Origin of the sequence: Lysinibacillus sp. NPDC093692 (assembly GCF_050280125.1) — a bacterium.
Lineage (GTDB): Bacteria > Bacillota > Bacilli > Bacillales_A > Planococcaceae > Lysinibacillus.
The window spans coordinates 56915-83770 of sequence record NZ_JBNNUW010000004.1; the positions used below are offsets into that span (position 1 = coordinate 56915).

A 26856-nucleotide genomic window follows, 5' to 3' on the forward strand; every position below is an offset into this window, starting at 1 on the left:
ATCAGTAACAGATTTCCATTAATTCTATATTAGTCATACTACTATGTAGTGCTAAATTTTTTTAAAGTTAAGGAGGAATCCAAGGTGAAATGGGTCAAAAACGTCCGTATTCATTTGAAATAAAGTTCGAATTTCGAGGTGGTTAATATGAAAATTAGAAAAGCAAACATTCAAGACGCTCAAAGTATTGGAAAAGTACATGTTGACAGTTGGCGAACAACTTATAAAGGCATTTTGCCAGATGATTTTTTGAATAAATTATCTTACGAGCAGCGAACAGAGCTATGGAAGAATAATATTTCAGATGCTACGAATTATGTATTGGTGGCTGAAAATGAACAAGGAGAAATAATCGGCTTTGCAACTAGTGGTACACGAAAGACAAATTCAGTAGTAAATTCAACTGATTTGACTTCTATATATCTTTTAGAAGAATATCATGGAAAGGGTATTGGGAAACAACTACTCAAAGAAATATTCACCTATTTTAATCAAAAAGGATACGAAAAAGTATTTGTAGAAGTATTAGCAGAAAATAAAACACGTTATTTCTATGAATATTATGGTGCACAATATGTAAATAACATCGAAATTAAAATTGGCGGAAAAATAGTAGAAGAACTTATTTATGTATGGGATGATATTGATACGTTAATAGAAAAAATAAAATAAGCGTTTTCCTTTGGGGGGCATGTAATGAAAACTATAGCGGGAACGATCTCTTTATCGGTTTCTTTTACATTATTCATTTATTTGTTCGGACTAAAAATGGAGCATTCAGTTAAATATGACTCAGGATTGTTTTTTCTTCCAATAATTTTACTAATTCTTTCTCTGATCTTCTTTAGACAAGACTACAAACGAGAAAAAAATATATAGAGCTAAATGTATTTCGAAAAATATGAAAGAACGTATACTTTCACATTCGAAAATATACGTTCTTGTTGGATAAGTGAATGCACATTGTAGTTTATGTTTCTATAAAATTTTTATATCTCCAGCATAAATTGTCCGAACTGTGCCATTATCCTCTGTTAGCTGTAGTACACCTTCATCCGTAATCCCACTGGCAATACCTTCAAAGCGCCCACGTAAAGTCGTAACTTCAATACGTTGTCCAATCGTACATGACATTTGTTCCCATAGCTTTTTAATGCTGGAAAAGCCTTCCTTCACGTATAATTCCGTAAATTGTTCTAAGTATTGTAAAATTGATGCGACAAGGGCAGCTCGATTAATTTCTTCACCCGCTTCTAAACGTAAAGATGTAGCAATATCCGCGATTTCTGGTGAGAAATCTGTGTCAACCTGGTTCGCGTTAATACCTATACCTACTAGCAATGCTTGTACACGGTCTGCCTCTGCCTGCATTTCTGTTAATATACCTGTACATTTTTTACCTTTAATAAGCAAATCATTTGGCCATTTAATGGCTGGCTCAATTTGTTTATATAATGTTTTAATAGCCATCGTAATCGCAACTGCTACGACAAGTGTATACGATGAAGCTTGTTGAGGAGTGACATCTGGTCTCACAATAACAGTCATCCAAATACCTGTGCCATTTGCAGATTCCCATGGACGGGCCATACGACCACGACCGGCAGTTTGCTCCTCACCGATTATAATCGTGCCATGTGAAGCACCTTCCTGTGCAAGCTTGTGGGCGATTGTTTGTGTTGAATCTACAACATCAAAATAATGGATTTCACGTCCAAAGTGTTCCGTATTTAAAAATAGTTCAATTTGTGTTGGGCTTAAGCTATTTGGAACACCCGTCAGTACATAGCCCTTTTTCTTTACCGTTTCAAACGTATAGCCTTCCTCCTGTAGCGACTGCATATGTTTCCATACAGCAGTACGTGATACTCCAAGGGAATCTGCTAGCTCCTGACCCGAAACTGCTTCACCATTAGCAGCTAATATTCTTTTTAAAATTTCATCCTTCATAGAAATACTCATGCTAATCAATCCTTTAATAAACTCTGCTATTTAAATTTTTGTTGTTATTTATAAACTTTAATTAGTATTAATCATACTGTAAATTATGACAATTGACCACAATATCATCAAATATCTTTTAGACACTGTTTATTCGTTATTTTTAACTATTTTACTTCGTATCGTTGGATCACCGTCATAACGTAGTACATGGTATACGTATTAACAAACGTCACATCCAACTTTTAAAGATAAGAAAATATATTATAAAATCAAAAAATAGAGCTTAAATTAATAAGGAACCGTCTTATTCTTTTTAAGACGGTTCCTCATCATACAGAAATGATAAAAATCAACGTTTATCATTCTTTTTTGAAATAATCATGTTCTATCCAATTCTTTATGTGCTGTCGGTCATTTTGAAGTTCGCCATTGACAACCGCTTCAAGCATTGCCTGCAATGCTTCTTTTACCCATGGGCCACCTTTTATTCCAGACCATTTTAATAAATTCGTCCCGTTTACAACAAGCTCTTGCTTGTGTCTAATGGGAAGCTTTGTCTGAATTTCTTGTATACTTTGCTGTGGTATTTGAACGTCAAGCTGTCTCAGCTCGGCAAAATAACAAGCTGCCTCGAGTTCCTGTTGTGTATGCGAAAAGTAATCCATATTCGTCCAGCCATTTTTTAAAGCCTTTATGGCTGCTAGCACACCTTTTACAAATGCCATCTCTTTATTCGATAAACGATAGTTACCTAGCACTTCTCGCCAATGATCACCCTGTAACATTGAAAAATATGCCCAGCCTAATAGCTTGTCCTGCGTGTTAAATTTACACCAGTCATCTGCTTGAAAAGTACCACTTAAATGATTCACTAAGCTACTTTCCTCAAGCTTTCTTATACCATTAAAAACATCTTTCCCTACCCATAGCTTATCGAGCTCTGCCTTTATACGCTCCTTTGCAATCCAAGAAATAGTATCAGCCTTGCCCTGCATTGCTTGCAAGGTTTCTGATTCAATTAGAAAACCTAGTTGCGCTGAAAAACGTACGGCTCGCAGCATTCGTAATGCATCTTCCGAAAAGCGTTTCTGTGCGTCACCTACTGCTCGAATGACACCAGCCTCAATATCTTGACGCCCCCCGTAAAAATCAACAAATGAGCCATCACGACGCATCGCTATAGCATTCATCGTAAAGTCTCGGCGCTGTAGATCATCTTTTAGCGAACGTACAAATTGCACTTCCTCTGGTCTACGGTGATCTGTATATTCCCCATCTGTGCGATATGTCGTTACCTCCACCGATCCAGCTGGCACGATAACAAGTACCGTCCCATGCTGAATTCCTATATCAACCGTGTGATTAAAGACAGATTTTACTTCGTCTGGCATGGCGTTTGTTGCAACATCTACATCATGGGCAGGGCGACCGAGTATAGCATCTCGTACCGCACCACCGACGATTACTGCTTCAAAGCCCGCGTTTTCTAATTGTTCAATAACTGAATAGGCCGCTTGCCATTCTTTATTGTTTTGCATGATTTCTTTCAGCAACCTTTTCATACAATTTTTCATATTGTTCTACAATTTTTGATGAATGGAATTTTTCATCAACAGCACAAATGGCTGCTTCACGGAAACGTTGTAATTTCTCTTCATCACTCAAGAGGTTCACAGCATATTCTGCCACTGCGTCTGTATCTCCTAATTCCACTATAAAACCGTCTACACCGTGTTCAATGACTTCTGGAATACCACCTACAGCCGATCCAATACAAGGTACACCACAAGCCATTGCTTCAAGTAAGACTAATCCGAATGATTCTTGCTGTGATAGTAATAATTTAAGGTCACTGATTGCATACAATTCAGCTAAATTTTCTTGTTTACCTAAAAATAAAACATCCTTCATGTAAGGACTTTCCTTTACTTGATCCATTACACGATGCTTTTCAGGTCCATCTCCTACAAGCAACAGTTTTGCCTTCATGTTTGCGCGAATCTTCATAAATGCGTCTATTATATGAGGAAGATTCTTAATTTTACGGAAGTTAGATACGTGAATAATAACTTTTTCGTCTTCTTCAATTCCGAATTGTTCCTTTAGGCTTCCTGAATTGCGCGGGAAGTATTCACGTTCATCTACAAAGTTGTAAATCGTATTAATCGGCTTTACTGTATCGATAAGCTCATAGGTTTGTTGCTTTAATGCCTCTGACACTGTCGTTACGATATCAGATTTGTCAATGCCATACTTAATTGCCTGTGAAAGAGTGGAATCCTGCCCAAGTACCGAAATATCTGTACCATGTAGCGTTGTGACAATCCCAATGTCACGACCACTCATTTCACGAGCTAAGACAGCACAGACCGCATGTGGTATTGCATAATGCACATGAAGCACATCTAGCTCTTCATCCTTAATCACGTCCGCCATTTTACTCGCTAATGCTATATCATATGGCGAATATTGAAATACTGAATAATTATTAACTTCTACTTCATGGAAAAAGACGGTTGGATAAATTTTATTCAATCGAAATGGTACGCTTGAGGTGATGAAATGAATCTCGTGTCCTCTCTCTGCAAGCATTTTTCCTAATTCTGTTGCAATAACACCAGAGCCTCCAACAGTTGGATAACAGGTAATGCCGATTTTTAGCTTTTTCATTCGATTATCATCCTTTCTAAATCACGCCTTTTTTTAATTTCGTCTTTCTTGAATCAGTCTCCAATCCACAAAGCCTTCCTGTAGGCCTTTTAGTAATATTTCTGCAGTTCCCATATTTGTGGCCAGTGGCACTTGGTAAACATCACAAAGTCGGATCAGTGCAGAAACATCTGGCTCATGTGGTTGTGCTGTTAAAGGATCACGGAAAAAAATGACCATGTCCATATCATTATTGGCAATCATTGCGCCAATTTGTTGATCGCCACCGAGTGGTCCAGAACGAAAACGTGTTACCTCTAAGCCTGTAGCTTCAATAACGCGCTGTCCTGTTGTACCTGTAGCAAACAACGTATGCTCATTTAAAATATTACGGTAAGCAATAGCAAACTGTACTAAATTATCTTTTTTGCGATCATGTGCAATTAATGCGATTTTCATAATGCTTCCATCCCAATCTTTAGATGATGTTTTCTAAACCATATACAAGTTGATCCATTTTCATGACTTCTTCTACACAAAATGCTACACCAGACATAAAAGAATTACGGTTTAATGAATCATGACGAATTGTTAAAAGCTGTCCGTCTCCACCAAATAACACTTGTTGGTGTGCCACTAAACCTGGTAAACGAACAGAGTGAAGGCGCATGCCGTCCAATTCTGCCCCTCTTGCACCCTCAAGTGTTTCTTTTTCCTCTGGATGTCCTTGCATTTTTTGTGCTCGCACCTCTTGAATCAATTGTGCTGTTTTAACAGCTGTTCCAGATGGTGCATCTAACTTTTGATCGTGGTGCATTTCAATAATTTCAACATCAGGTAAATATTTTGCCGCTTCCTTAGCAAACTTCATCATAAGGATTGCCCCTATCGCAAAGTTCGGAGCAATAATGCAGCCAAGCTCTTTTTCTTTAGCCATTGCTGATAATTCCACTAGTTGTGCATCTGTAAAGCCCGTTGTACCAATTACAGGGCGTACATTTAAATGCAAGGCTTCTTTAGTATGTTTATATACTGCATGCGGGTTTGTTAAATCAACTAATACATCTGGTGCAGTTGCCTCTACAAGCTCTGACATGTCTGTAAAGATTGGAGCAGTATAACTTGCTGGAAACATCTCCAAATCAGCTAATGTTTTTCCTACTTCCTTATAATCTAGTACAGCTACTAATTCCATTTTGTCATGCTTCATGACCGTATGTACAGCCTCAGCCCCCATCTTTCCTCTAGGTCCTGCAATAGCTACACGAATTGACATTATTCTTCATCCTTTCTAGTCCAGCGATCTTTATCCCTTGTTTCAAATTTATGTATAACGCGTAAAAGTGCTTCATCTAATTTAATGCCTTGTGCATTTGCAAAGCAAACTAAAACAAAGAAAAAGTCACCTAATTCTTCTTCAATGCTGTTAGCATCCTCTGTACTCTTTTTCTTCTTTTGCCCGTAAACGTCCTGTACCTCGCGAGACAATTCACCAAGCTCCTCAGTTAGACGAGCCAATAACTCAAATGGTGGGAAATAACCTTCCTTAAATTGTCCTATATAATCATCCACACGCTGCTGTAAAGCTTGCATTGTTACTTGTTCAGTCATTTAAATCACACTCCTACTTACCATCGTATAAAATTTACACCATTGTTGTCAAAAACAATAAAATGTCAGATAATAGATAGCACAACTTCAATTGTTTCGGACTACAGGAGGTCATATGCTAAAACAGATCAAAGTCATCAATATCATCGCAATAATGCTCGGAGCTGCAATTTTTAGCTTCGGCTTCGTCCACTTCAACATGCAAAATCAACTTGGTGAAGGTGGCCTAAGTGGGATTACACTCATACTTTATTTTACACTAGGCTGGGACCCTGCCTTCATGAATTTACTATTAAACATTCCTATGTTTATTATTGGTTATCGTTTACTTGGAAAAAAATCATTTATTTATACGCTCGTTGGAACTTTATCTGTTTCAGTTTTCCTAAAAATTTTCCAAAAATATCAATTTACTATTCATTTAGAGGATGATTTACTACTAGTTGCACTTTTTGCAGGAGTTTTTGTTGGATTAGGACTCGGTATCGTCTTTCGCTTCGGTGGTACAACTGGCGGTGTAGATATTTTAGCTCGCCTTGGGCATAAATATTTTGGCTGGAGTATGGGTAAAACGATGTTCATCTTTGACGCAATTGTCATTACACTGTCATGGATAACGTTTTTAGATGCACGCTCTATGATGTATACCCTTGTCGCGGTATTTGTTGGCGCGCGCGTCATTGATTTTGTTCAAGAAGGAGCCTATGCAGCACGTGGAGCACTTATTATATCTGAAAAATCTAGCGCCATTGCTGAAATGATTGCATTACGAATGGAACGCGGTATTACTATACTTGAAGGCCATGGCCATTTTACGAAGCAACAAAAAGAAGTTATTTATTGTGTCATTGGTCGCAATGAAGTTGTACGTTTAAAATCTATTGTTTATGATGTCGATCCTCACGCTTTCGTCTCTATAATAGAAGTACGGGATGTGGCAGGAGAAGGCTTCACGCTCGACGACCAAAAACAACCACTCCATTAAAATGAACAATTTGCCTGCTCTCTCGAATAAAACATTCGTTGAGGTAGGCTTTTTTTTACATATTACAATTTGACGGATTAAAAAACTTGCTATAGTGAAATACCACTACAACAAGTTCTTTAATTAGTCGTCACTTCGCATATTTGTAAAGATTAATACTAAACGTAATAATTCTAATACAGCTACTGCTGCTGCGGCAACATATGTTAATGCTGCAGCGCTTAACACTTTACGCGCTGGACGCTCTTCTTCATTTGTAATAATCCCTAAAGAATTCATTTGCACTAACGCGCGCTTGGATGCATCAAACTCTACTGGCAACGTTACTAATTGGAAAACCACACCTGCTGCCAATAATATGATACCTAAAAGTAACATATTTGTACTACTTGCAAAAATACCAATCATAACAAATATCCAAGACATATTTGATGAAATATTTGCAACCGGCACTAGCTTACTACGTAATGTTAGCATTGAATAAGCTTCTTTATGCTGGATGGCATGGCCAACTTCGTGGGCAGCAACTGCAGCTCCAGCAATACTCGCCTCGTAGAAGTTACTTTCCGATAAAGCAACTGTTTTTGTCGCCGGATTATAATGATCAGATAATACACCTTGTGTTGGAACAACTCGTACATCATATAAGCCATTTGCATCTAAAATCGCACGCGCTATCTCTGCACCAGTTTGTCCCTTCATTGTACGTTCTTTTGCAAACTTATTATACGTGCCCTTTACTTTCATCTGTGCGTAAAGCGGCAGTAGCATTATTATTGCAAAATAAACAATATACATGGTTGTTGACAATTTTCTAACCCCTTTCTATCTCGATACTATAATTCTATAATCAATTACCTAATTCGGCAAATATTTGCGCCACCTAATTGAGAAGATCGCTAGAAAAATGCATGCAATCGATAACCAAAAAGTAAAATAACCGATATAGCTTGTGTAATCCGCTAAATCACGGTACATCGGCATTTGGCCAAATACATAGTCAATCACATCATTATGCAATGTCCATACGGCTGCCACGGCAATATGCCAATATGAAAAAACATATTTACCAAGGTATAGAATCGCTTGGAAGGCCATCATAAAATGCGAGCCTACAAGCATCCAGCCTTGCCAGCCAATAGATCCAGTTTCAATCAACGTCCAAATATTCATCACATCAGCCCAAATTCCATACTTAACTAATGTAATAAGGGCTAGCACCTCCATTAGAGGCCATTTTTTCCCCATGATCCAAGCTAACAATACAAAGCAAAAGAATAAGCTGGCTGTCGGACTATCCGGAACAAAAATATAAAAAATCGGTTCCGTTATAGCAAGCTGCCATCCGTACCAATAATAACCGTAAATAGTTCCTAATAGATTGATAATAAGTAAAAGTATTAAAAATGACTTATGTGTAAGGAGATACCAGACGTTTGCACGTGTAATTTGCATAATTAAAACTCCTTTATCTTCTGTCTTTACTAAGATGCCTTTTTTGTCTGTTATTATGTATTAAATAGTCGTTAATTTGCCACGTTCTTTCAATATTGAATAGTAGCAGTATTTTTTACTTATAACCATAATGTAGGGTTGATTTCCGTTACGACTGGGCGCTTTCCTGCCCAGTCGTAACGAAAATCAACTTATATAGCTTAGGTTTTAACCAATGTCATCCTTAGCTTTGTAGATGAGCTTTTTTCTAATATTCCTCTTAAACATAGACTGCATCAAACATTGTGGTATTGCCCACTGTGTAGCACTACATAAATTCTAGTGACTTCCCCGCATTTTCAACAACTTACCGCTTTGCCTCCTCGGTTTGTTCACACATACAGCCTTGAATTGCTAGTTTTCCACAGGAGTGAATGGGCATTTGTCTCGATCTTAAATAGTATGTAAATCCTAATAAATATTATTGTTGCAATAATATATTGTACGGGAACTTTTTTGAAACTGTAACAGTCACATTATTAGACTAGAAAAAAAGAGCCAGTTTCCTGACTCTTTTAAAACAAAGCTTATTCCTTAGCCTTTAAGCTCGCAATAAATTCAGCTAATTGCTTCGCTTCTTCATCTGTACCAGCGAAAGCACCAGCTGGCATATTGCCACGACCATTGTGGATAATATCTTCTACTTCTTCAGCTGTTAGTTTATTACCAACTAATGCTGGAGCAGCTGGACCACCTTTTAAGTCAGCAGCATGACAGCCGATACAAGTTTTAGCTTGTTCACCAGTGTCACCGTTCCAAATTGCAAATCCTGGTAGAGATTCATCAATATCAACCTCAACCTCTTCTACAATTGCACCCATAGCTTTTTGAGCTTCCCAGTCATGGTTAACAACTGACTCCCAAGTTAAGTAGAACATAGCAGCCAATGTCAATAACATAAACGCTGTTGGTAATGGGCGTTTAGATGGACGACGTTCTGGACTTTTATCTAAAAATGGCATTAATAATAGCGCTCCAAATGCAAGACCTGGAATTACAATTGCTCCAATAACATTATATGGACCTGAAGCATATGAGTATTTTAATAATTGATACATGAATAAGAAGTACCAGTCCGGTAATGGCACGTATGCTCTTGTTGGATCAGCTGGTCCTTCAAGAGGTGATGGATGTGCAACTGTTAATAATAAATAAGCTATTAAAAATACAGCACCAACCATCCATTCTTTTAGTAAGAAGTTCGGCCAGAAAGCTTCCGTCTTACCTGGATATTCGGAATAATCCTTTGGAACGTTCGGCATTTTGTGATTCGCTTTAATACGAGAATCACCAACAAATTTCATTCCTTTTCCGCGATGCATTATGTCCCCTCCTTTAAAAAATCATCGAACCGTCAAGAACTATTACAACGGCCCTGAAATTCCTTGACGACGAATCATGATAAAGTGTGCTGCAAGTAACCCAAACAATACTGCAGGTAAGAAGAATACATGAATCGCAAAGAATCGTGTTAACGTTTGAGCACCAAGAATAGTTGAGTCACCCGCTAATAAGATTTTAATCCATTCACCGATAAACGGTACAGATGCAGCAATTTCGATACCTACTTTTGTAGCGAATAATGCTTTCATATCCCATGGTAATAAGTATCCTGTAAAACCAAGACCCATCATTACACCAAAAATACCTACACCAACCATCCAGTTTAATTCACGTGGTTTCTTATAAGAACCTGTGAAGAATACACGAAGCGTGTGTAAGAACATCATTACGATTACTAATGAAGCTCCCCAGTGGTGCATACCGCGTACGATTTCACCAAATGCTACTTCGTTTTGTAAATAATAAACTGATTTCCAAGCATTCACTACGTCTGGTACATAGTACATTGTTAAAAACATACCTGATAGTATTTGAATTACCGTGATGAAGAAAGTTAATCCACCGAAACAGTAAACGAATGCTGAAAAATGATGTGCAGGGTTCACGTGCTCTGGCACTTCGTGGTCGGCAATATCACGCCAAATAGGTGTAATATCTAAGCGTTCATCGACCCAATCATAAATTTTATTTAGCACTGTTTTGTACCCCCTTACTTAACTAGAGTATTTGCTTTAGTTGGACCAAGCAATAAGTAACCATCTTCTTCTTTAACTTCATATTCATCCAACGGACCTGTTGGTGGTGTTCCTGGTATGTTTTTACCATTCTTCTCGTAACGTCCAGCATGACAAGGACAGAAGAATTGATCTGGGTGTGCAGAATCTTCTCCCCAGTTCACCATACAACCTAAGTGCTTACAAACAGGAGATAATGCAACGATTTGATCGCCTTCTTTGAAAACCCACGCTACGTTTGTTACCTCTGATTTGTACCATGCATCAACTTGTTCAAATTTTAAGTCAACTTTAATAGGTTCTTTAGTAATATCAGCGATTTTATGCTCTGTCTTTATAAAGTCCCCACCAGTATGTTTTTGTAGTACTGGGTCAATTGCAAAACGAAGCATCGGCATCAGCATACCTGCCGCCATAAAGCCACCTACACCAGTTAGTGTATAGCTTAGGAATTGACGACGTGAAACTCGATTATTACTCATTTTTTTCCCCCCTCTAACTTAAAGGTCAGTCCAACGGACATTTTTTTACAAATAGTAATACTAGGACATATCTATGATATATCAACTCCATAGCTTGGTCAATATAGCATTCTGTGGAAAGCTGGAGAATGTGAACATTTATTGAAACAAATTGTTAAATCTGTGCCCATTTGGTCGAAAGCATCGGAATAACTTGTCGCAATTGATCTTCAAGAATAGAGTTTTTCACACCTTTATCCATACTTTCTAACGGAATCGCTGGTAGCCAAACAACATTTACTTCCTCTCCAATATTTGTCCAAAAATGGTCACAAGTAATGAAGAACACATGCTTAAAACCAGCATTATGTAATTGTGCCTCTAATTCCTTCGGCATATCTTCGCTTTTTAATGTTGCACTATACGAAAATGGTGGCATCAGTAATAGACGGCCTTTAAACTGTTGCTCAATAAAAGATGTAAGCGATAACAAAAAATCTGCCTCTGTACCACTCTGTTTCATTTTTTCAGGAGATAAATCGACGGTTACGAGTGGAACAATTGCTGTATCGATAAATTCCTTCTGTGCCATAAACGATGTCACATCGCTTGCATTAAAATACATCTCACAAACCTCCTCATGTTACATATAACGTAACTACGTAATGAAAATAAAAAAATGCCCTTCTCCACTCTTCAATAGGATAACCAATAAAAAGTGAAAACAATCATTCACTTGTTATGTTATCATATTGAGGTAGATAAAGGACATTCAATTTTTGCCTATAACTAATGTAAATTAGCAGTTTCCTTTAGAGCTTGTAACAAATTAGACAATTCATAAAACCGCTCTTCATCTCCTTGATCGAGAGCTTCATCAATTTGTGCGAGTAATTTTTCTTCTTGGAATACGAGTAAGCTGTTGGAAAGCAGCTCTTCTGCCAGTAAACGATCTTTTTCACTGACAATCAGTGCTTCCGGCATATAAGGGTTTTCTTCAAGAACTGCTAAGTATTGTGCACTTGGAGGTACATTAGGAAAATTCAATTGTATATACATATCTTCATGTTCATGTAAGCGTAAATCATGAAAAGATTTCTCAGCATCTGCTGTCATTACATTACCTTTGTAGAAACGAAATGGCACACCTGTTGAGTCAACTGTTGACATTACCATTGCTCTAGGGCAATAATGAGCTTCTTCAACAAATCGAATTCGTTTTAATAACTCATCGTTGCTTAATAAGTAATTCAAAATCCATACACACTCACGACGTTTCAATTGATAATTCTTTAAAAACCATCTAACAAATGCTTTTTTATCGACAACTGATACAGAAGCAGTCATACCCACTCCCTCCTTTACTCAAATTCTAAGGTTTCTAACTTCTCTTGCCACTCTAGTTCACCAGGTTGAATAGTTATTAATTGGCTAAGTACTTCTTTTGCTTCTGAACGCTTTCCTTCTTCTAATAGGAAATAAACATATTTTTCTAAAAATGCTGCGTCTTCCTTAAAATCATTATATGCCAAACGGTAAAATTCGTATGCACGGTCGTACAATTCTAAATTTTCATATGCAACCGCAGCAAATGGGTATAATGTGCTCCATTCAAAATCATTTTTTTGCAACTCTTCAAATAATTCTATTACATCCTCATGACGCTCTTGCTGTGCCAACACAGAGATTAATGCCAATACTGCCTCCATGTATTCAGGATCTAAGGCAATAGCTTCACGTAGATGCTGTTCACCCTCATCTGGCAAACCAGTTTTTAAAGCCATTTTACCTGCAAATAAATATAAGGACTTATCATATTCATCACGCTTTAATCCTTCTAGAATGGCAGCATAAGCTTTTTTATTGTCCTCCGTCATGGCATAGCTTTCAGCAAGCAATAAATAGGCAGAAAAATAATCAGGGTCTAATTCTTTTAATTCTTCTAATTGTTTAATGGCCATCTCATATTTTTGTGATTGAAAGGCCGAATATGCAGCACCAAATAAAACATCTGGCTTTATTTCATCGTCAAGTGCTTTTAAATAGTAATCTAAAGCTGTTTCATAGGCAGCTCCAGCACGATACACCTCAGCAAGTCTTTCAACAAGACTTATCCCTGCAAATTCAACTTGTTGTTCATATAATTCTTCATATAGTCTCGCAGCCTCTAAAAAACGACCCGTTTCAAATAAAAGCTCCGCTTTAGCAAATTGTAATAATGGCTCGTCTGGTAATATAGATAGGGCCTCATTAATACGCATTTCCGCTACTTCGAATAACCCTTGCATTTGATAATAATCCGCTAATACTAATAATGCTTGGGGATATTCTGGAGATGTCTCCTCTATTTCTAATAAAAAATCTAGCGCTTCATCTTCAGCGCCAAGTTCCATTAAGACGTTTGCACGATCAATTTTCAACTGTGCCTCTTCTGGGAATAAAAATTGTAAATGCTCCAGTACACGGTCAGCTTCCTTCATATACCCATACTGCATAAACATTTCTGCTAGCGTATAAATTTCCTCAGGTAGCTCCTTCGTTAAAAATGATTCAAGTAGCTGTTCAATTAATGCTAAGTCTCCTTGTTCAAGTGCTTGCATCATTTCAGTCATCGCATTGTTCACAGTCATTCACCTATTCTTTCATTTATATCTTTATGCTACAAAACATTTTCTTTCGAAACAAGAAAAAACTCCCCAAAAGACTTGGAGAGTCAGGATTAATTTCGCCTTGGCGCAATTTAGTCCGGATTTTGAATTGTGCCCAGGTCTGCACACGATGGCCGACACGATGTCGGCCATTTCGGTATTGGCACAGAACGTGGCATGCTTAAGAGTGAGTTCCTACATTTCAGTAGGCGTTTGGTACATCCACTAAAAAGAAACCTCAACCGCAATCATCTCTCCACAGTCAGAGGTAGGAGTATTCTGCTGAATAAAGATAGACTTTACTTTACTTCCTCTATGTGCTCGAAAAACGATGGATAAGAAACCGCAATACATTCTGCATCATCTAAAGTTATAGTACCGTCTGTTATTAATGCAGCAACAGCGCCCATCATGCCTATACGATGATCACCGTAAGTTTTTAAGTGAGCACCACGTAATGGAGTTGGTCCTTCAATAATCATTCCATCCTCAGTCGCTTCAATAGAAGCACCTAGTTTTTTCAATTCATCCACTACAGCCGTTATCCGATCTGTTTCCTTCACTTTTAACTCCTCGGCACCCTTAATAATCGTTTTGCCATTTGCCTGCGTTGCTAATAAAGCAAGAATCGGGATTTCATCGATAAGACGAGGAATAATATCTCCTTCAATTGTAGTTCCTTTTAATGCTGACGTTTCTATTGTAATTGTTGCTGTCGGCTCTGATTGGCTATCTTCATTCGGCATAACCGTTATCGATGCACCCATATTATGAAGTACTTCGATGATACCATCTCGTGTTGGATTAATTCCGACATTTTCCAGCGTTATTTTACTACCTTCACAAATAGCTCCTGCTACTAAGAAAAATGCTGCTGATGAAATATCACCTGGTACAGAAACATGCGTCCCCGTTAGAGTTTGCCCTCCTTGTAATGCAATAACACCATCCACCTCGTCAACCCGTGCACCAAATTGACGTAGCATTCTCTCAGTATGATCTCGAGATACTTCCGTTTCTCGCACAATTGTAGTACCTTCAGCACGTAAACCCGCAAGTAAAATAGCTGACTTCACCTGAGCACTCGCAACAGGCATGTGGTAATCAATAGCTTGTAATGTTGTACCTTGAATGGCTAATGGTGTATATTGTCCATCTGCCCTTCCAGTAATGTGTGCACCCATTTGACGTAACGGATCAATAACACGGCGCATCGGTCGTTTTCCAATGGACGCATCTCCTGTCATTACTGAGTGGACATTAGATCCGGCTAGAATCCCTAGCATCAAACGCGTCGTCGTACCAGAGTTTCCTGTGTATAGTACCTCAGTGGGCTCTTGCCACCCCTCTATACCTGGACTGTCGATAGATACATTTGTTCCTTCCACGTCAATCTTCACACCAAGCTTTCGGAAGCAATCAATTGTACTCAAACAATCCTCCCCTAATAAAAAGCCATCAACTGTCGTTTTACCCGTTGCAATCGCTCCAAACATAACGGAACGGTGAGAAACAGATTTATCACCTGGAATCGTTAAAGTCCCTTGTAAGGAAGGTTTATCATATTGTAATACTTTTTCACTCATCGTTTTCTTCCCCCCAATATGAAGATAGAAAGCGCCGTAATTTCGACGCTTTCTTTAAAAAATGTATTTCTTATTAAGCTTTTCTAGTCTGCCTATGAAATATATGTTTCATATTTAGCACGCTTTTGTATACACGCTGCTGCTCGTTCACGGTCACTTTCGCTTTGTAAGCTAATAACAAGGATTCCGAACACGTCCTCTCGTGACTCTACGATACGTAAATTCGTAATACTAATCGCTTCATCTGCAAGTATGCCTATCACCTCAGAAATAACACCCGGATAGTCAGGAACATCAACATATAAGTCAAATGATGTAAACATTGCTCCAGCACTAATCGGTAATTCATCTCTTAGCTCTTTGGCAACTGCAAAGTATTTTTCAATGTCCTCCGAGCTACCATTTAAAAGGAGCTCCTTAACACGACTCATTTCCTTTTCCCAGCCATCTAGCTGTGCAATTAGCTCATCTCGATTTTGCAATGTAATATCTCGCCATAAAATCGGATTGGATGACGCAATACGCGTTACATCACGGAAGCCCCCTGCAGCAAGTGAACGTGTCATCGGATACTCACCATTTTCTCCGCCCAACTGGTGCACAAGAGAAGCAGCAATTACATGCGGGAAGTGACTAACTACAGCTGTCATATGATCATGCTCACGAGCAGATACACTTACAACCTTTGCATGTGTAAACTTTAATAAACTTTCAAGCTGTGCCATATGGACAATTTCTTCACCAGCAAGTGGTGTTAGCATATAATACGCATTTTCAAAAAGGTGAGCCTTTGCAGCTAAAACACCGCTTTTATGTGAGCCTGCCATTGGATGTCCTCCAATAAAGGTAATGCCTAACTCACGTAGTTCCCCAGCCTTTTGCATAATCCTCTTTTTTGTACTACCTGTATCTGTTACGATTACTTTATTTTTCAACGGCCATGTTTTTAATTGTTCCATCCATTCAAGAGTTGCGTTAACGGGAGTTCCAAAAATGATAACATCTACGTCGTCCACCACTTCTTTTGGATCTGTCACAATATCATGCACAATATTTAACGTTTTCGCATGTTCACGTGTTTTCTCATCCATATCATAGCCAATAATTTTTGTTTCGGGTGCCTTTTGTAACGCTAAGGCAATTGAGCCTCCAATGAGGCCTAGCCCAATAACGAGCACTTTACGTGTCGTCATGCAAAAACTCCTTGCTCTTTTAAGACGTTTTCAAGGTGACCTAGCAACGCTTCATTTTGAGCCTCTGTTCCGATTGTCACGCGGATAAACCCAGGTAATCCTAATGCATTTCCACTACGGATGATAAAGCCTCGTTTCATTAGCTCATTGAAAACAACATCACTATCGGCATTCGTATTAAAGAAAATAAAGTTCGTATCAGACGGGAAGTATTGCAAATTATGCTTTTCACAAAAATCAACATATTGTTTTTTACCTTTTTCATTTGCTTCTCGGCAAGCCTTTATAAAATCTTGATCACTTAAAGCGATTGTCGCAACCGCTTGACTTAGAATTGTATTATTAAATGGCGATCTTACGGGATCTAGTTTAGCAATCACGTCTGGTTGCCCAATTGCATAACCAACTCGGAAAGAAGCAAGACCATATGCTTTTGAGAATGTACGCAACAATAGTACATTTGGAAACTCGTCAATAATAGGTAGAGTATCTCTGTGACCAGGATGTGTTACGTATTCGATGTAAGCTTCATCTAATACTACTAGCACATCACTTGGTACTTTAGCTAAAAATGCTCGTAATTCAACATCTGGTATCACAACACCTGTTGGATTATTTGGACTACAAACCCAAACGACCGATGTGTTTCCATCAATTGCTGCTATCATTGCTGCTAGGTCATGTGTACCTTCGATACAAGGAATTTTACGTACCTCCGCACCTTCTATTGCAGCATTATGCCAGTATTGAGAGAAAGATGGGTCTGCCATCACTGTGTTTACACCTGGATACAACAATGCACGAGTAATAATCGCAATGATATCGTCGGAGCCGTTACCAAAAAGAAGCTGTGTTTCTTTGACACCTAGATTATTTGCAACAGCTGTACGTAAATTTTGCGCATAGCCGTCTGGATAGATAGCATGATTTACTGAATTATTTTGTAAATAAGCAGTTACCTTAGGTGAGCACCCAAATGGGTTTTCGTTAGATGCTAATTTTACGACTTCTTGTAAGCCATATTCTCGTTGTACTTCTTCAATTGGTTTACCAGGCTTATATGCTTGCATACCGTCCAGTTGTTGTTTCCATTTCATCTTAAACATCTCCTCTAATTATTTAGCTTGGGCTAAATCTGGTCTTAATTTCACTGCATCATTGAGATACAAGTGTTTTACATCTTTTTGTGCCACTTCTACATTCGCATGTATTAATACACGAATACAAAGTGGCAGTGCGTTTGGCACGTCCATTTCATGCGTACACATGACAGGTACATATTGCCATCCGTCCATTAACCGTACAGCACGTGCAGGAAATGCTGACGTAATATCAGGTGTTGTGGAAATAAGTATGGAAGCAATATCATCGATTTCCACGTTATTTGCTGTTACTACTTCACGCACTAATCTTGCTGTCTCATCCCATACAAGCTCTGGCCTGTCAGATTCAATTGTAATTGCTCCTCTAAGTCCACGAATCATACAAGCACCTCCGCTAATAGCTGTCGGAATTCGGTGTCTACTTCTCTGCATTCTGTTAAATCAATTGGTTGCACGAAAGGTTTACCAATTTCATCCAATAATACAAATTGTAAAATACCATACTCCGCTTTTTTATCTTTCATTAAATACTCTGTTAACTGATCAAAAGTATACATTTTCACAGATTCAAATGGATAGCCATTCTTCACTGCAAAATGTAAAAATGCTGTAGTGAAGTTACGGTCTAATTTTCCGTATCTTTCACTTAATAATAAACAATACACGAGTCCAATCATTACAGCCTCGCCATGCGCTACTTTTCCATAACCAGCGGCCGCTTCAATGGCATGACCATAAGTATGACCTAAGTTTAAAAATTTCCGCACGGATTGCTCGGTTTCGTCCTCTGCTACTATTTGCGCTTTTACTTCAATTCCTTTTCTAAGCTGCTTCGCTAATTCTTCTGTGCTGAAATGAATAACCGTCTCTACAGCCATTAATTCCTCTAACCACGCTGCATTCGAAATCATCGCATGCTTGATCACTTCAGCTGTTCCTGAACGTACTTCACGCTCAGGTAAGCTGTCGATAAATATAGTATCGTAAATGACTCCCTCAGGTTGATAAAACGCCCCAATCATATTCTTACCTAGTGGATGGTTAATAGCTGTCTTACCGCCTACCGCTGAGTCATGTGCTAAAATCGTTGTTGGAATTTGAATAAACGGCACCCCTCGCATATATGTGGCAGCAACAAAGCCTGTTAAATCACCTACAGCACCCCCACCAAATGCAAAAACAAATGATTTACGTGAGCATTTTTGTTCAAGTAAAAACGTTTGTGCCGCAAAGTATTGTTCGAAGGTTTTACATGCCTCACCACCTGGTAAGACAAAGACCTCAAAATGATAAGGGAAATTAGCCTTGAAATAATCTCCTTGCGCTGCCCACACATTAGCATCCGTAAAAACGATGAGTTTATCGGCTTTTTGAAGCTGATCATCGAATTCTTTTACTGCTTCTGCCAAAAAATTATGACCAATGACAACCTCATATTGATGTGACTTCGTCGCTACTGGTACTCGCATAAATTAGAACCCCTTTGTAGATCGACGGTGTTCGTCGATTTGAGCTTTTAGTTGAGGTAATTGATCGCTATGGAATTGTTCTACAATCGCATTCGCTATTTCCCAGGCAATAACGTGCTCAGCAACAACTGATGCTGCTGGTACTGCACAGCTATCAGAGCGTTCTACACTAGCTTTAAATGGCTCTTTCGTTTCAATATCAACACTTTGTAACGGTTTATATAATGTAGGAATTGGCTTCATTACACCACGTACAACAATTGGCATTCCAGTAGACATTCCACCTTCTAAGCCGCCAAGTCGATTCGTTGCACGTGTATAGCCTTCTTCCTCTGACCAAATAATTTCATCATGGACTTCAGAGCCTTTACGGCGTGCCATTTCAAATCCGATTCCAAATTCAACACCTTTAAATGCATTGATAGATAACATGGCAGCTGCTAATTTCGAATCTAGCTTTCGGTCATAATGAACATAAGAACCAACACCGGCTGGCATTCCTTCTACAATGACTTCAACAACACCACCAATTGAGTCTCCTGCTTTTTTCGCTTCATCGATTGCTGCCACCATTTTTGCGGAAGCCTCTGGGTCAACACAATAACAAGGATCAGCTTCAACAATGGCACGAATTTCATCTACTGATTTTCCTTCTACTAAGGAAGTGTCTGCTTTAATACCAATGATTTCTGTTACATGTGCCACTATGGAAATACCTAATTCATTTAAAAGCGCTTTTGCAACAGAACCTACAGCTACACGAACTGTTGTCTCACGCGCTGAAGAACGCTCTAACACATTACGTAAATCACGGTGTCCATATTTCATGCCCCCTACTAGATCTGCATGTCCCGGACGAGGACGTGAAATTTGACGTTTAATATCTTCAGGATTCACATCTTCTGCTAATGGTTCTGCTCCCATAATTTTTGTCCAGTGCTTCCAGTCATCATTCGTGACTACTAGCGCTACAGGAGAACCAAGTGTTTGTCCATGACGAACACCAGCAACAATATCTACTGTATCCGTTTCGATTTGCATACGGCGACCTCGCCCATGTCCTCCTTGACGACGCTTTAAATCGTGGTTAATTTTTTCTGCTGTAATTGGTAAGAGCGATGGTAAACCTTCAATAATTGTTGTTAATTGGGGGCCATGTGACTCTCCCGCTGTTAAGTAACGCATAAACACTTTCTCCCTTCAACTCGCTAAAGTATGTATTTTTCACTATAACATATATTCTCTAAAAAAACAGTCCTTTTGCAAATGTCTTTCAAGACTCGTTTCAATTGTTTGCAAATTCCGAATTACCCAGCAACTTTATCCGTTTTTAAATTAGAATATTCTGAATGATGTACATAGAAAATCTCCACTAATCATTAATCTTCACCAACCATGCTTTTACGATAACTAATAAAAAATACGCTTTTTGCTTATGGCAAAGCGAAAAGCGTACGATTCATCTATGTCTAAAGCTTTTTAAAAATATGTACACGCCATTTATACTGCCTTTTTGTACGAATGCTTTTCTCATATTATTTACTAGGTCCTTCTATAGAAGAATGTATCCTCGACTTCAAACTCATAACGAGATGGGTTAAAAATTTGCTCAGTAGATCCAACAAATAAAACCCCATCCTTGCGCAATGCTTTACTAAAATTCGTATAAATCTGATCCTTCGCTTCTTCAGTAAAATAAATCATCACATTGCGGCAAACAATTAAATCATAATTAGAATCGTAATTGTCATTTAGTAGATTCTGCTTCTTAAACGTCACACAACGTTTAATCTCATCCTTGACCCTATAAAAGGAACCTTCTTGCTCAAAATACTTAGCTTTAATATCACTCGGCACTTCTGCTAATGAGCGCTCTGGATACACACCTAATTTCGCCTTTTGAATGACATTCTCATCTAAATCAGTAGCAACAATTTGAATTTGAGATAATGGCACTAGCTGAGATAATACCATAACTAAAGAATAAGGTTCTTCACCTGTTGAACAAGCAGCACTCCAAATTTTTAAACGCTTATTAGATTGCAGTAATTTCGGAAATATTTTTTTCTGTAACACTTCCCAACGCTTCCCATTACGATAAAATTCGGAAACATTGATCGTCATGCGATCTAAAAACTCATTCATTAAATCACGATCTTGTTCAAGTGCCTTTAGAAAGTCCACAAAATTACGATATCCTTTTTTCTCATACAGAGATGTTAATCGTCTTTTCATTTGCGCTTCTTTATATAGCGCTAAATCTATTCCTGTTTTGCGCTTTATACCTTCTATAAACTGTTCATAATCAGACATGCGGTCTTCTTCCCCTCTAGCGTCGTATTTCCATTATAGCGGAAAAGTGCCATTCCTGAAATACTCTTTCACATGTAATCCAAGTTACTTAGTTGAGTTTTGTTTTTCCTCTAATAATAACACTTTGGATTGCTCTAATTCTAGACGTAATTTTTCTGTTTCCATCGTATACGTTTCTAATCGAAGCTTTTCTAACTCCGTTTCTTTCTCAATAGCCTTTAATCTAATTTTTTCCTTTCTTGTATGAGCATCAGTAAAAATCCCTGCTAAACTAATAACTACTCCACCAATAATAGCAACTATTGCAATTGACAATACGTCCACATCCTCTCATTAATAATGATTATACGGTAAAATGGAAAAAATAGTTTCACTTTTCTTTTCATTCTTTCACTATTTCAGAAAAAATATTCCATTATTTGTATCATGTTCTTGAATAACTCATTTCTGACTACTCCCACAGCTAAAGCAGCGGGGTTCTTATATACTTAAGAGAAGCGTTACAAAGCTCTCCACAGATGGTGTTGCCATGTCCTGTGTACAACATCTTTGATTTATCTTCTGTTCCATAAAACTTTCTAATCTACACAACCGAAGTTGTGTTGGCAATGAGTTTTAACGAAAGTAGGTCTCTACCTGCGGGGGAATACTCTTCACTTTATTTGTTTGATACCCATATCCATGCTAAGAGGGAATGTTTTCTTTACTTGTTTCAAGTCTTCTATATGTTGATTGTGTAACTCTAAAAAGGTAGTAAACGTTTAATTGCATAAGTCTTGATTAGTATTTTGTAAACTTGTATCACTATTCATCAGTAAAAACGCACTATATAAATCTCGTTGTACGAGATGACTTCCAATTTGACTCCAACGTTGATGTAGTTTTTTCTTTTCATAACGACCCGTCACATGACTATACTGACTGGCTCTAAAGGTTATCGTATTTACTTTCCATATAGTTAGCTTTGTGTAACCTAATTTTTGATTGATGATTTCCACTAGCATGTCAGGGGCATGATTCCCAATACTTTTTCCACACCCCACGCTATGGAGATGTTCCTATATTTCAAATAAAAAAATGAAGGTAGTCAGTCACCACCTTCATTTTTTTAGGCTCCTAAACCTCTACACGATAATCCTTTAAATCTTCTCGCAATTTTACCTTCATGAACTTCCCTACAGAAGTTTTAGGTATCTCATTTAAAAATACAACATCATCAGGAATCCATGTTTTATGGAATTGCGATTGTAAATCTTCTAGTAGCTCTGATTTCGTAATAGAATCTTTACATTCAGGCTTCGGTACAACACACGCTAGAGGTCGTTCTATCCATTTTTCGTGAGGAATAGCTATAACAGCTGCCTCCAACACTTTAGGATGTGACATCAAGGCATTTTCTAGGTCTACCGAAGAAATCCATTCGCCACCACTTTTTATTAAATCTTTCGTACGATCTGTAATTTTAATATAACCATCCACTGTCACTACCGCAATATCACCCGTGTAAAGCCAACCATCTTTAAAGGCTTCATATGTTCGTTCATCGTTATAATACTCAGCAGCAATCCATGGACCCCTAATTGTCAATTCACCCATTGTTTTGCCATCCCAGGGTACTTCACCGTTTTCATTGACTACACGTGTTTCAATGAGTGGCACCGTTATTCCCTGCGTAGTGCGAACATCTATTTTTTCATCCAACGTATAATCTTGCATATGAGTTAAATACGTCGATATACTAACAAGCGGCGATGTCTCGGTCATACCGTAGCCCGTCATATAAGGAATTTTAAGCTCCTCCTCAAAACCACGAACTAGACCGTTCGGCGACGCTGAACCACCACAAACAATCAACCGTATTGAAGACAAATCACGAGGATTTTTACGTTGCTCCTGTAATAGCCCAAGCCAAATCGTAGGTACTCCTGCAGTCAGCGTTACCTTATATGTTTCAAATAAATCAAGTAATAGCTGTGGTGTAAACATTGGCCCAGGGAGCACCTGTGTGGCTCCAAATAATACACCAGCAAACGGAAATCCCCACGCATTCGCATGGAACATTGGTACAACAGGTAATACAACGTCTGTCTCGCTGATAGCTATACTATCAGAAAGTCCTGCTGCCATAGTATGGAGGACAATACTACGATGAGTATACACAACACCCTTTGGCATTCCTGTAGTTGCGCTTGTATAACACATACCAGCAGGTGTATTTTCATCTAAATCATCTAGGAATTTAAAGTCTTCATTCGCCTCATCGACTAATGCCTCATAAGACAGAGCATTCGGTAGTGGGATATTTTCTAGCACGATATCATCTCCCATTACGACAAAGTGCTTGACTGTTTTAAGCTGTGAGACAATTGGTGCAATAAGTGGAACTAAGTTATCATCAATTAGTAATATTTCATCTTCTGCGTGATTAATAACATAAGCAATATGCTCAGGCGCTAATCGAATATTAATCATATGCAATACAGCTCCTGCGCATGGCACTGCAAAATATGCTTCTAAATGGCGGTGGTGATTCCAAGCGAAGGTACCTACCTTCATCCCTCTTTCCATTCCCAGCTTTGTAAGGGCATCTGCTAGTTTACGAGTTCGTTTTACATATTCTTTATAAGTAAACTCATGAATTGTTGTAGTGCTTGTCCGCGAATATATTTTTTTCGCATGGAAAAATCGTTCTGCTCGATCCAAAAAACTTGTTAATAATAAAGGTGTATCCATCATATGCATAACAACGCTCCCCTTTGTTTATATAATTTTTGAATCGTCCAAGGCTTCTGCTGCTACCAATAATTACATATAAAAGGATCATTACCATATCGTGTGGTTGATTTCCGTTCCGGCGGGGCGCTTTCCTGGGGGCGTCCGATGAGCCGCTTCACTCGCTCTGCTCGCTCCAGGGTCTCGGGCCAACACGACGTCGGTCACGAAGGCGTTATCACAGGATGTGATGCTCTTAGCCTTCGTTCCCCTATCGCTAATCCCCAAGGAGTCGCCCAGCCTCCACTCCAATCAACTTATTTACATAGTAGACGTTTTAACAAAAGTCATCACAATTTTTGTTGATGAACCATATAAAATAAGTTAATTTCCCCCTCACTAATCGCAGACAAGCTCCTTTTCACTTAAGAGGTTCACAAATGCGTAATTACAGGAGCTTTTGCTCATACCCTTCACTCTATGAACAGTCTAGCTTATTGAATTTTGAGGCAAGCACCTTCGAGATACCATTACCTTGGCTGCAAACGAATCGCGCCGTCCAAGCGGATGACTTCACCATTTAACAAACCATTTTGGATAATACTTTCGACCAGCAACGCATATTCTGTTGGTTTTCCAAGTCGTTTAGGGAAAGGCGTCATTTGAGCAAGTGCTGTTCTTGCTGGCTCTGGCAACGACGCAAACATTGGTGTTTCTATTAATCCTGGAGCAATCGTCATGACACGTACACCGATTTCAGCAAGCTCTCGAGCAATCGGCAACGTCATCGCTGCCACACCACCCTTTGAGGCACTATATGCTGCTTGTCCTATTTGCCCATCAAAAGCCGCAACAGATGCGGTATTAATAATAACGCCACGCTGACCATCCTCGTTTTGCTCATTCAGTTGCATCTTCTCGGCTGCTAGACGAATTACATTGAACGTACCAATTAAATTGACAGAAATCACCTTTTCAAATAAACCAAGAGCATGTACACCACGTTTTGAAAGTACTTTACTTGCATCGGCAATTCCGGCACAATTCACTGTGACATTAATGGAGCCCAATGTTGCTACTGCCTGCTCAAGCCCTGCCGCTACATCAGCTTCTTTTGTCACATCAACGCGTGCATATTGGACATTCTCCCCTAACTCCTCTACTAGTGCATGCCCTCGATCGTCATTAAGATCAAAAATAACTGCTTTGCCACCGTTAGCAACAATTCTACGAACAGTCGCCTCTCCTAAACCAGATGCTCCCCCTGTTACAACTGCTTTTACTTCATTCATCAAACACAACCCCTTTTACATTTTTTCAATGATAGTAGCGTTCGCCATTCCCATGCCTTCACAAATTGCGAGTAAGCCATAATGTAAATTTTCTCGTTCCATTCTGTATAGCATCGTTGTTAACAGTTTTGTGCCCGTCGCTCCTAGTGGATGCCCTAAAGCAATTGCTCCACCATCTGGATTTAATTTATTTGGATCTGCTCCAATTTCATGCAGCCAAACAAGTGGTACTGGCGCAAAAGCTTCATTTACTTCATACGTGTCAATTTCCTCGATCGTAAGACCTGAACGTTCTAGCGCTTGTCTAGTTGCCTCAATTGGACCAGTTAGCATTAACGTCGGATCTGAGCCAACAACAACTCTTGTAACAATTTTAGCAAGCGGTCGGATGCCAAGCTCTTGCGCCTTTTCTAAAGACATAATAACTACAGCTGAGGCACCATCACTCATTTGACTTGCATTACCGGCTGTTATCACACCATCTTCCTGGAAAACGGTTTTTAGTCCATTTAATTTATCAACTGTCGTTTCTGGCCGTGGTCCCTCATCAACAGAAAACGTTGTCACTGTGCTGTCTTCTTGCGTAACTTGGACAGGCAGTATTTCCTTTTTAAAATGGCCTGCCTCAATTGCACCTAATGCTCGTCTATGACTATTGTAAGCAAAGTTATTGAGCAGTTCCTTCGACAAGTTCCATTTTTCCGCTATTTTTTCGGCTGATAACCCTTGATGAATAATTGTATAATTGTCTTGTAATCGTTTACCCGCGTGAGCCCCCTTCATGTTAGAACCCATTGACACCCTCGTCATGCTTTCAACTCCACCAGCAATAACAATGTCCATATCGCCTGCTAAAATAGCCTGTGCTGCGAAATGAACAGCCTGCTGACTTGATCCACATTGACGATCAATTGTCACACCTGGGACACTCTCCGGAAAACCTGCCATTAATAGGGCCGTACGGGCTATATTTGCTCCCTGTTCAGCAGTTTGCGTCACACAGCCAAAAATAACATCCTCCACCTGATCCTTATTGATACCTGCTCGTTGTACCACTTCTTGCAGTACATCTGCCGCTAAGTCATCTGCTCGAACATTGCTTAATGCCCCTTTACTTCTGCCAACTGCTGTACGAACAGCTGATACAATTACCACTTCTCTCATAAAAAAACCCCTTTGCGCTGTCAATTCTCTCATTTCCTATCATCCAATGTATTTAGATGCTATGAAATATATTCTTGATTATTAAGCTATTCAAAAACTATAATTATCAGAATATTACATCTTTTATTTTACATGACTAAGAAGTATTTAACAA

The 26856-nt window shown here is 38.8% G+C and carries 28 protein-coding genes; 2 read left to right on the forward strand and 26 right to left on the reverse strand.

Annotation, left to right across the window (positions count from 1 at the left end; genetic code table 11):
• The first annotated feature begins 147 nt into the window (after positions 1-147).
• The gene (locus ACQKN4_RS06070) at positions 148-672 is read left to right on the forward strand and encodes a GNAT family N-acetyltransferase (protein ID WP_079559938.1); all 525 of its coding nucleotides are present in this window, start codon (positions 148-150) and stop codon (positions 670-672) included.
• A gap of 306 nt (positions 673-978) precedes the next feature.
• On the opposite strand, the gene ACQKN4_RS06075 is transcribed toward ACQKN4_RS06070, so the two are convergent.
• The 6 genes from ACQKN4_RS06075 to ACQKN4_RS06100 all read right to left on the reverse strand — a co-directional run bounded on the left by ACQKN4_RS06075 (position 979) and on the right by ACQKN4_RS06100 (position 6204).
• Positions 979-1962: a biotin--[acetyl-CoA-carboxylase] ligase gene (locus ACQKN4_RS06075; RefSeq protein WP_079559936.1), complete on the reverse strand. Its 984-nt coding sequence runs from the start codon at positions 1960-1962 to the stop codon at positions 979-981.
• Positions 1963-2303: 341 nt separating this feature from the next.
• A complete protein-coding gene (locus ACQKN4_RS06080) occupies positions 2304-3497 on the reverse strand; it encodes a CCA tRNA nucleotidyltransferase (protein ID WP_427482837.1) in 1194 nt (397 codons plus the stop codon).
• Positions 3469-4614 carry an N-acetyl-alpha-D-glucosaminyl L-malate synthase BshA gene (bshA, locus tag ACQKN4_RS06085; RefSeq protein WP_079559934.1) on the reverse strand — a complete coding sequence of 382 codons (1146 nt, stop codon included), beginning with the start codon at positions 4612-4614 and terminating at the stop codon, positions 3469-3471. The genes ACQKN4_RS06080 and bshA overlap by 29 nt, the downstream gene beginning before the upstream one ends.
• A gap of 33 nt (positions 4615-4647) precedes the next feature.
• A complete protein-coding gene (gene mgsA / locus ACQKN4_RS06090; RefSeq protein WP_079559933.1) occupies positions 4648-5052 on the reverse strand; it encodes a methylglyoxal synthase in 405 nt (134 codons plus the stop codon).
• A 19-nt stretch (positions 5053-5071) separates the two neighbouring features.
• Positions 5072-5869: a 4-hydroxy-tetrahydrodipicolinate reductase gene (gene dapB, locus ACQKN4_RS06095; RefSeq protein ID WP_079559932.1), complete on the reverse strand. Its 798-nt coding sequence runs from the start codon at positions 5867-5869 to the stop codon at positions 5072-5074.
• Positions 5869-6204, reverse strand: a complete 336-nt coding sequence (locus ACQKN4_RS06100; RefSeq protein WP_079559931.1) for a nucleotide pyrophosphohydrolase — start codon at positions 6202-6204, stop codon at positions 5869-5871. Before ACQKN4_RS06100 ends, dapB begins: the two co-directional genes overlap by 1 nt.
• 115 nt (positions 6205-6319) lie before the next feature.
• On the opposite strand from ACQKN4_RS06100, the gene ACQKN4_RS06105 reads away from it, so the two are divergent.
• Complete coding sequence (locus ACQKN4_RS06105; protein WP_079559930.1) at positions 6320-7189, forward strand: YitT family protein; 870 nt, start codon at positions 6320-6322, stop codon at positions 7187-7189.
• 123 nt (positions 7190-7312) lie between these two features.
• Here ACQKN4_RS06105 and ACQKN4_RS06110 read toward each other — a convergent pair whose 3' ends face one another.
• The 20 genes from ACQKN4_RS06110 to ACQKN4_RS06205 form a co-directional block, all read right to left on the reverse strand.
• Positions 7313-7987, reverse strand: coding sequence for a zinc metallopeptidase (locus ACQKN4_RS06110; protein ID WP_079560351.1), 675 nt, complete (start codon positions 7985-7987; stop codon positions 7313-7315).
• A gap of 60 nt (positions 7988-8047) precedes the next feature.
• A complete protein-coding gene (locus ACQKN4_RS06115; RefSeq protein ID WP_427482841.1) occupies positions 8048-8644 on the reverse strand; it encodes a DUF1405 domain-containing protein in 597 nt (198 codons plus the stop codon).
• A 566-nt stretch (positions 8645-9210) separates the two neighbouring features.
• Positions 9211-10005, reverse strand: a complete 795-nt coding sequence (locus ACQKN4_RS06120; protein ID WP_079559928.1) for a menaquinol-cytochrome c reductase cytochrome b/c subunit — start codon at positions 10003-10005, stop codon at positions 9211-9213.
• A gap of 42 nt (positions 10006-10047) precedes the next feature.
• A complete protein-coding gene (gene qcrB, locus ACQKN4_RS06125; protein ID WP_049666761.1) occupies positions 10048-10722 on the reverse strand; it encodes a menaquinol-cytochrome c reductase cytochrome b subunit in 675 nt (224 codons plus the stop codon).
• A gap of 14 nt (positions 10723-10736) precedes the next feature.
• Entirely contained in the window at positions 10737-11243 is a 507-nt protein-coding gene (locus ACQKN4_RS06130) for a ubiquinol-cytochrome c reductase iron-sulfur subunit (RefSeq protein ID WP_079559927.1), read from the reverse strand.
• 154 nt (positions 11244-11397) lie between these two features.
• A complete protein-coding gene (locus ACQKN4_RS06135) occupies positions 11398-11847 on the reverse strand; it encodes a DUF2487 family protein (protein ID WP_079559926.1) in 450 nt (149 codons plus the stop codon).
• A gap of 164 nt (positions 11848-12011) precedes the next feature.
• The gene (locus ACQKN4_RS06140) at positions 12012-12569 is read right to left on the reverse strand and encodes a ReoY family proteolytic degradation factor (RefSeq protein ID WP_079559925.1); all 558 of its coding nucleotides are present in this window, start codon (positions 12567-12569) and stop codon (positions 12012-12014) included.
• Positions 12570-12583: 14 nt separating this feature from the next.
• Complete coding sequence (locus ACQKN4_RS06145; protein ID WP_427482844.1) at positions 12584-13852, reverse strand: tetratricopeptide repeat protein; 1269 nt, start codon at positions 13850-13852, stop codon at positions 12584-12586.
• Positions 13853-14169: 317 nt separating this feature from the next.
• Positions 14170-15456, reverse strand: a complete 1287-nt coding sequence (gene aroA / locus ACQKN4_RS06150) for a 3-phosphoshikimate 1-carboxyvinyltransferase (protein WP_427482846.1) — start codon at positions 15454-15456, stop codon at positions 14170-14172.
• Between the two features lie 92 nt (positions 15457-15548).
• On the reverse strand, positions 15549-16649 hold the full coding sequence (locus ACQKN4_RS06155; RefSeq protein WP_079559922.1) for a prephenate dehydrogenase: 1101 nt from the start codon (positions 16647-16649) through the stop codon (positions 15549-15551).
• A complete protein-coding gene (gene hisC, locus ACQKN4_RS06160; RefSeq protein ID WP_427482848.1) occupies positions 16646-17746 on the reverse strand; it encodes a histidinol-phosphate transaminase in 1101 nt (366 codons plus the stop codon). The genes ACQKN4_RS06155 and hisC overlap by 4 nt, the downstream gene beginning before the upstream one ends.
• An 18-nt stretch (positions 17747-17764) precedes the next feature.
• Positions 17765-18133 carry a chorismate mutase gene (gene aroH / locus ACQKN4_RS06165; RefSeq protein ID WP_079559920.1) on the reverse strand — a complete coding sequence of 123 codons (369 nt, stop codon included), beginning with the start codon at positions 18131-18133 and terminating at the stop codon, positions 17765-17767.
• Positions 18130-19221, reverse strand: coding sequence for a 3-dehydroquinate synthase (gene aroB / locus ACQKN4_RS06170; RefSeq protein ID WP_079559919.1), 1092 nt, complete (start codon positions 19219-19221; stop codon positions 18130-18132). Before aroB ends, aroH begins: the two co-directional genes overlap by 4 nt.
• Positions 19222-19224: 3 nt before the next feature.
• Positions 19225-20406 carry a chorismate synthase gene (gene aroC / locus ACQKN4_RS06175; RefSeq protein WP_427482851.1) on the reverse strand — a complete coding sequence of 394 codons (1182 nt, stop codon included), beginning with the start codon at positions 20404-20406 and terminating at the stop codon, positions 19225-19227.
• Positions 20407-20763: 357 nt separating this feature from the next.
• A complete protein-coding gene (locus ACQKN4_RS06180; protein ID WP_079559917.1) occupies positions 20764-21534 on the reverse strand; it encodes a CheR family methyltransferase in 771 nt (256 codons plus the stop codon).
• Between the two features lie 84 nt (positions 21535-21618).
• Complete coding sequence (locus ACQKN4_RS06185) at positions 21619-21849, reverse strand: hypothetical protein (protein WP_079559916.1); 231 nt, start codon at positions 21847-21849, stop codon at positions 21619-21621.
• A gap of 446 nt (positions 21850-22295) precedes the next feature.
• Entirely contained in the window at positions 22296-22538 is a 243-nt protein-coding gene (locus tag ACQKN4_RS06190; protein ID WP_427482853.1) for a hypothetical protein, read from the reverse strand.
• 112 nt (positions 22539-22650) lie between these two features.
• Entirely contained in the window at positions 22651-24276 is a 1626-nt protein-coding gene (locus tag ACQKN4_RS06195) for a long-chain fatty acid--CoA ligase (protein ID WP_427482855.1), read from the reverse strand.
• A gap of 500 nt (positions 24277-24776) precedes the next feature.
• Positions 24777-25538: a 3-hydroxyacyl-CoA dehydrogenase gene (locus tag ACQKN4_RS06200; RefSeq protein WP_427482857.1), complete on the reverse strand. Its 762-nt coding sequence runs from the start codon at positions 25536-25538 to the stop codon at positions 24777-24779.
• Between the two features lie 15 nt (positions 25539-25553).
• The gene (locus tag ACQKN4_RS06205; RefSeq protein ID WP_079559913.1) at positions 25554-26702 is read right to left on the reverse strand and encodes a thiolase family protein; all 1149 of its coding nucleotides are present in this window, start codon (positions 26700-26702) and stop codon (positions 25554-25556) included.
• Positions 26703-26856 lie beyond the last annotated feature (154 nt).

Excerpts from the sequence above, each read along its gene's own strand:
- ACQKN4_RS06070 (WP_079559938.1), top strand. The coding sequence starts at position 148 with ATGAAAATTAGAAAAGCAAACATTCAAGACGCTCAAAGTATTGGAAAA.
- ACQKN4_RS06075 (WP_079559936.1), bottom strand. The coding sequence starts at position 1,962 with ATGAGTATTTCTATGAAGGATGAAATTTTAAAAAGAATATTAGCTGCT.
- bshA (WP_079559934.1), bottom strand. The coding sequence starts at position 4,614 with ATGAAAAAGCTAAAAATCGGCATTACCTGTTATCCAACTGTTGGAGGC.
- mgsA (WP_079559933.1), bottom strand. The coding sequence starts at position 5,052 with ATGAAAATCGCATTAATTGCACATGATCGCAAAAAAGATAATTTAGTA.
- dapB (WP_079559932.1), bottom strand. The coding sequence starts at position 5,869 with ATGTCAATTCGTGTAGCTATTGCAGGACCTAGAGGAAAGATGGGGGCT.
- ACQKN4_RS06100 (WP_079559931.1), bottom strand. The coding sequence starts at position 6,204 with ATGACTGAACAAGTAACAATGCAAGCTTTACAGCAGCGTGTGGATGAT.
- ACQKN4_RS06105 (WP_079559930.1), top strand. The coding sequence starts at position 6,320 with ATGCTAAAACAGATCAAAGTCATCAATATCATCGCAATAATGCTCGGA.
- ACQKN4_RS06110 (WP_079560351.1), bottom strand. The coding sequence starts at position 7,987 with ATGTATATTGTTTATTTTGCAATAATAATGCTACTGCCGCTTTACGCA.
- ACQKN4_RS06115 (WP_427482841.1), bottom strand. The coding sequence starts at position 8,644 with ATGCAAATTACACGTGCAAACGTCTGGTATCTCCTTACACATAAGTCA.
- ACQKN4_RS06120 (WP_079559928.1), bottom strand. The coding sequence starts at position 10,005 with ATGCATCGCGGAAAAGGAATGAAATTTGTTGGTGATTCTCGTATTAAA.
- ACQKN4_RS06130 (WP_079559927.1), bottom strand. The coding sequence starts at position 11,243 with ATGAGTAATAATCGAGTTTCACGTCGTCAATTCCTAAGCTATACACTA.
- ACQKN4_RS06135 (WP_079559926.1), bottom strand. The coding sequence starts at position 11,847 with ATGTATTTTAATGCAAGCGATGTGACATCGTTTATGGCACAGAAGGAA.
- ACQKN4_RS06140 (WP_079559925.1), bottom strand. The coding sequence starts at position 12,569 with ATGACTGCTTCTGTATCAGTTGTCGATAAAAAAGCATTTGTTAGATGG.
- ACQKN4_RS06145 (WP_427482844.1), bottom strand. The coding sequence starts at position 13,852 with ATGACTGTGAACAATGCGATGACTGAAATGATGCAAGCACTTGAACAA.
- aroA (WP_427482846.1), bottom strand. The coding sequence starts at position 15,456 with ATGAGTGAAAAAGTATTACAATATGATAAACCTTCCTTACAAGGGACT.
- ACQKN4_RS06155 (WP_079559922.1), bottom strand. The coding sequence starts at position 16,649 with ATGACGACACGTAAAGTGCTCGTTATTGGGCTAGGCCTCATTGGAGGC.
- hisC (WP_427482848.1), bottom strand. The coding sequence starts at position 17,746 with ATGAAATGGAAACAACAACTGGACGGTATGCAAGCATATAAGCCTGGT.
- aroH (WP_079559920.1), bottom strand. The coding sequence starts at position 18,133 with ATGATTCGTGGACTTAGAGGAGCAATTACAATTGAATCTGACAGGCCA.
- aroB (WP_079559919.1), bottom strand. The coding sequence starts at position 19,221 with ATGCGAGTACCAGTAGCGACGAAGTCACATCAATATGAGGTTGTCATT.
- aroC (WP_427482851.1), bottom strand. The coding sequence starts at position 20,406 with ATGCGTTACTTAACAGCGGGAGAGTCACATGGCCCCCAATTAACAACA.
- ACQKN4_RS06180 (WP_079559917.1), bottom strand. The coding sequence starts at position 21,534 with ATGTCTGATTATGAACAGTTTATAGAAGGTATAAAGCGCAAAACAGGA.
- ACQKN4_RS06190 (WP_427482853.1), bottom strand. The coding sequence starts at position 22,538 with ATGCTAGTGGAAATCATCAATCAAAAATTAGGTTACACAAAGCTAACT.
- ACQKN4_RS06195 (WP_427482855.1), bottom strand. The coding sequence starts at position 24,276 with ATGCATATGATGGATACACCTTTATTATTAACAAGTTTTTTGGATCGA.
- ACQKN4_RS06200 (WP_427482857.1), bottom strand. The coding sequence starts at position 25,538 with ATGAATGAAGTAAAAGCAGTTGTAACAGGGGGAGCATCTGGTTTAGGA.
- ACQKN4_RS06205 (WP_079559913.1), bottom strand. The coding sequence starts at position 26,702 with ATGAGAGAAGTGGTAATTGTATCAGCTGTTCGTACAGCAGTTGGCAGA.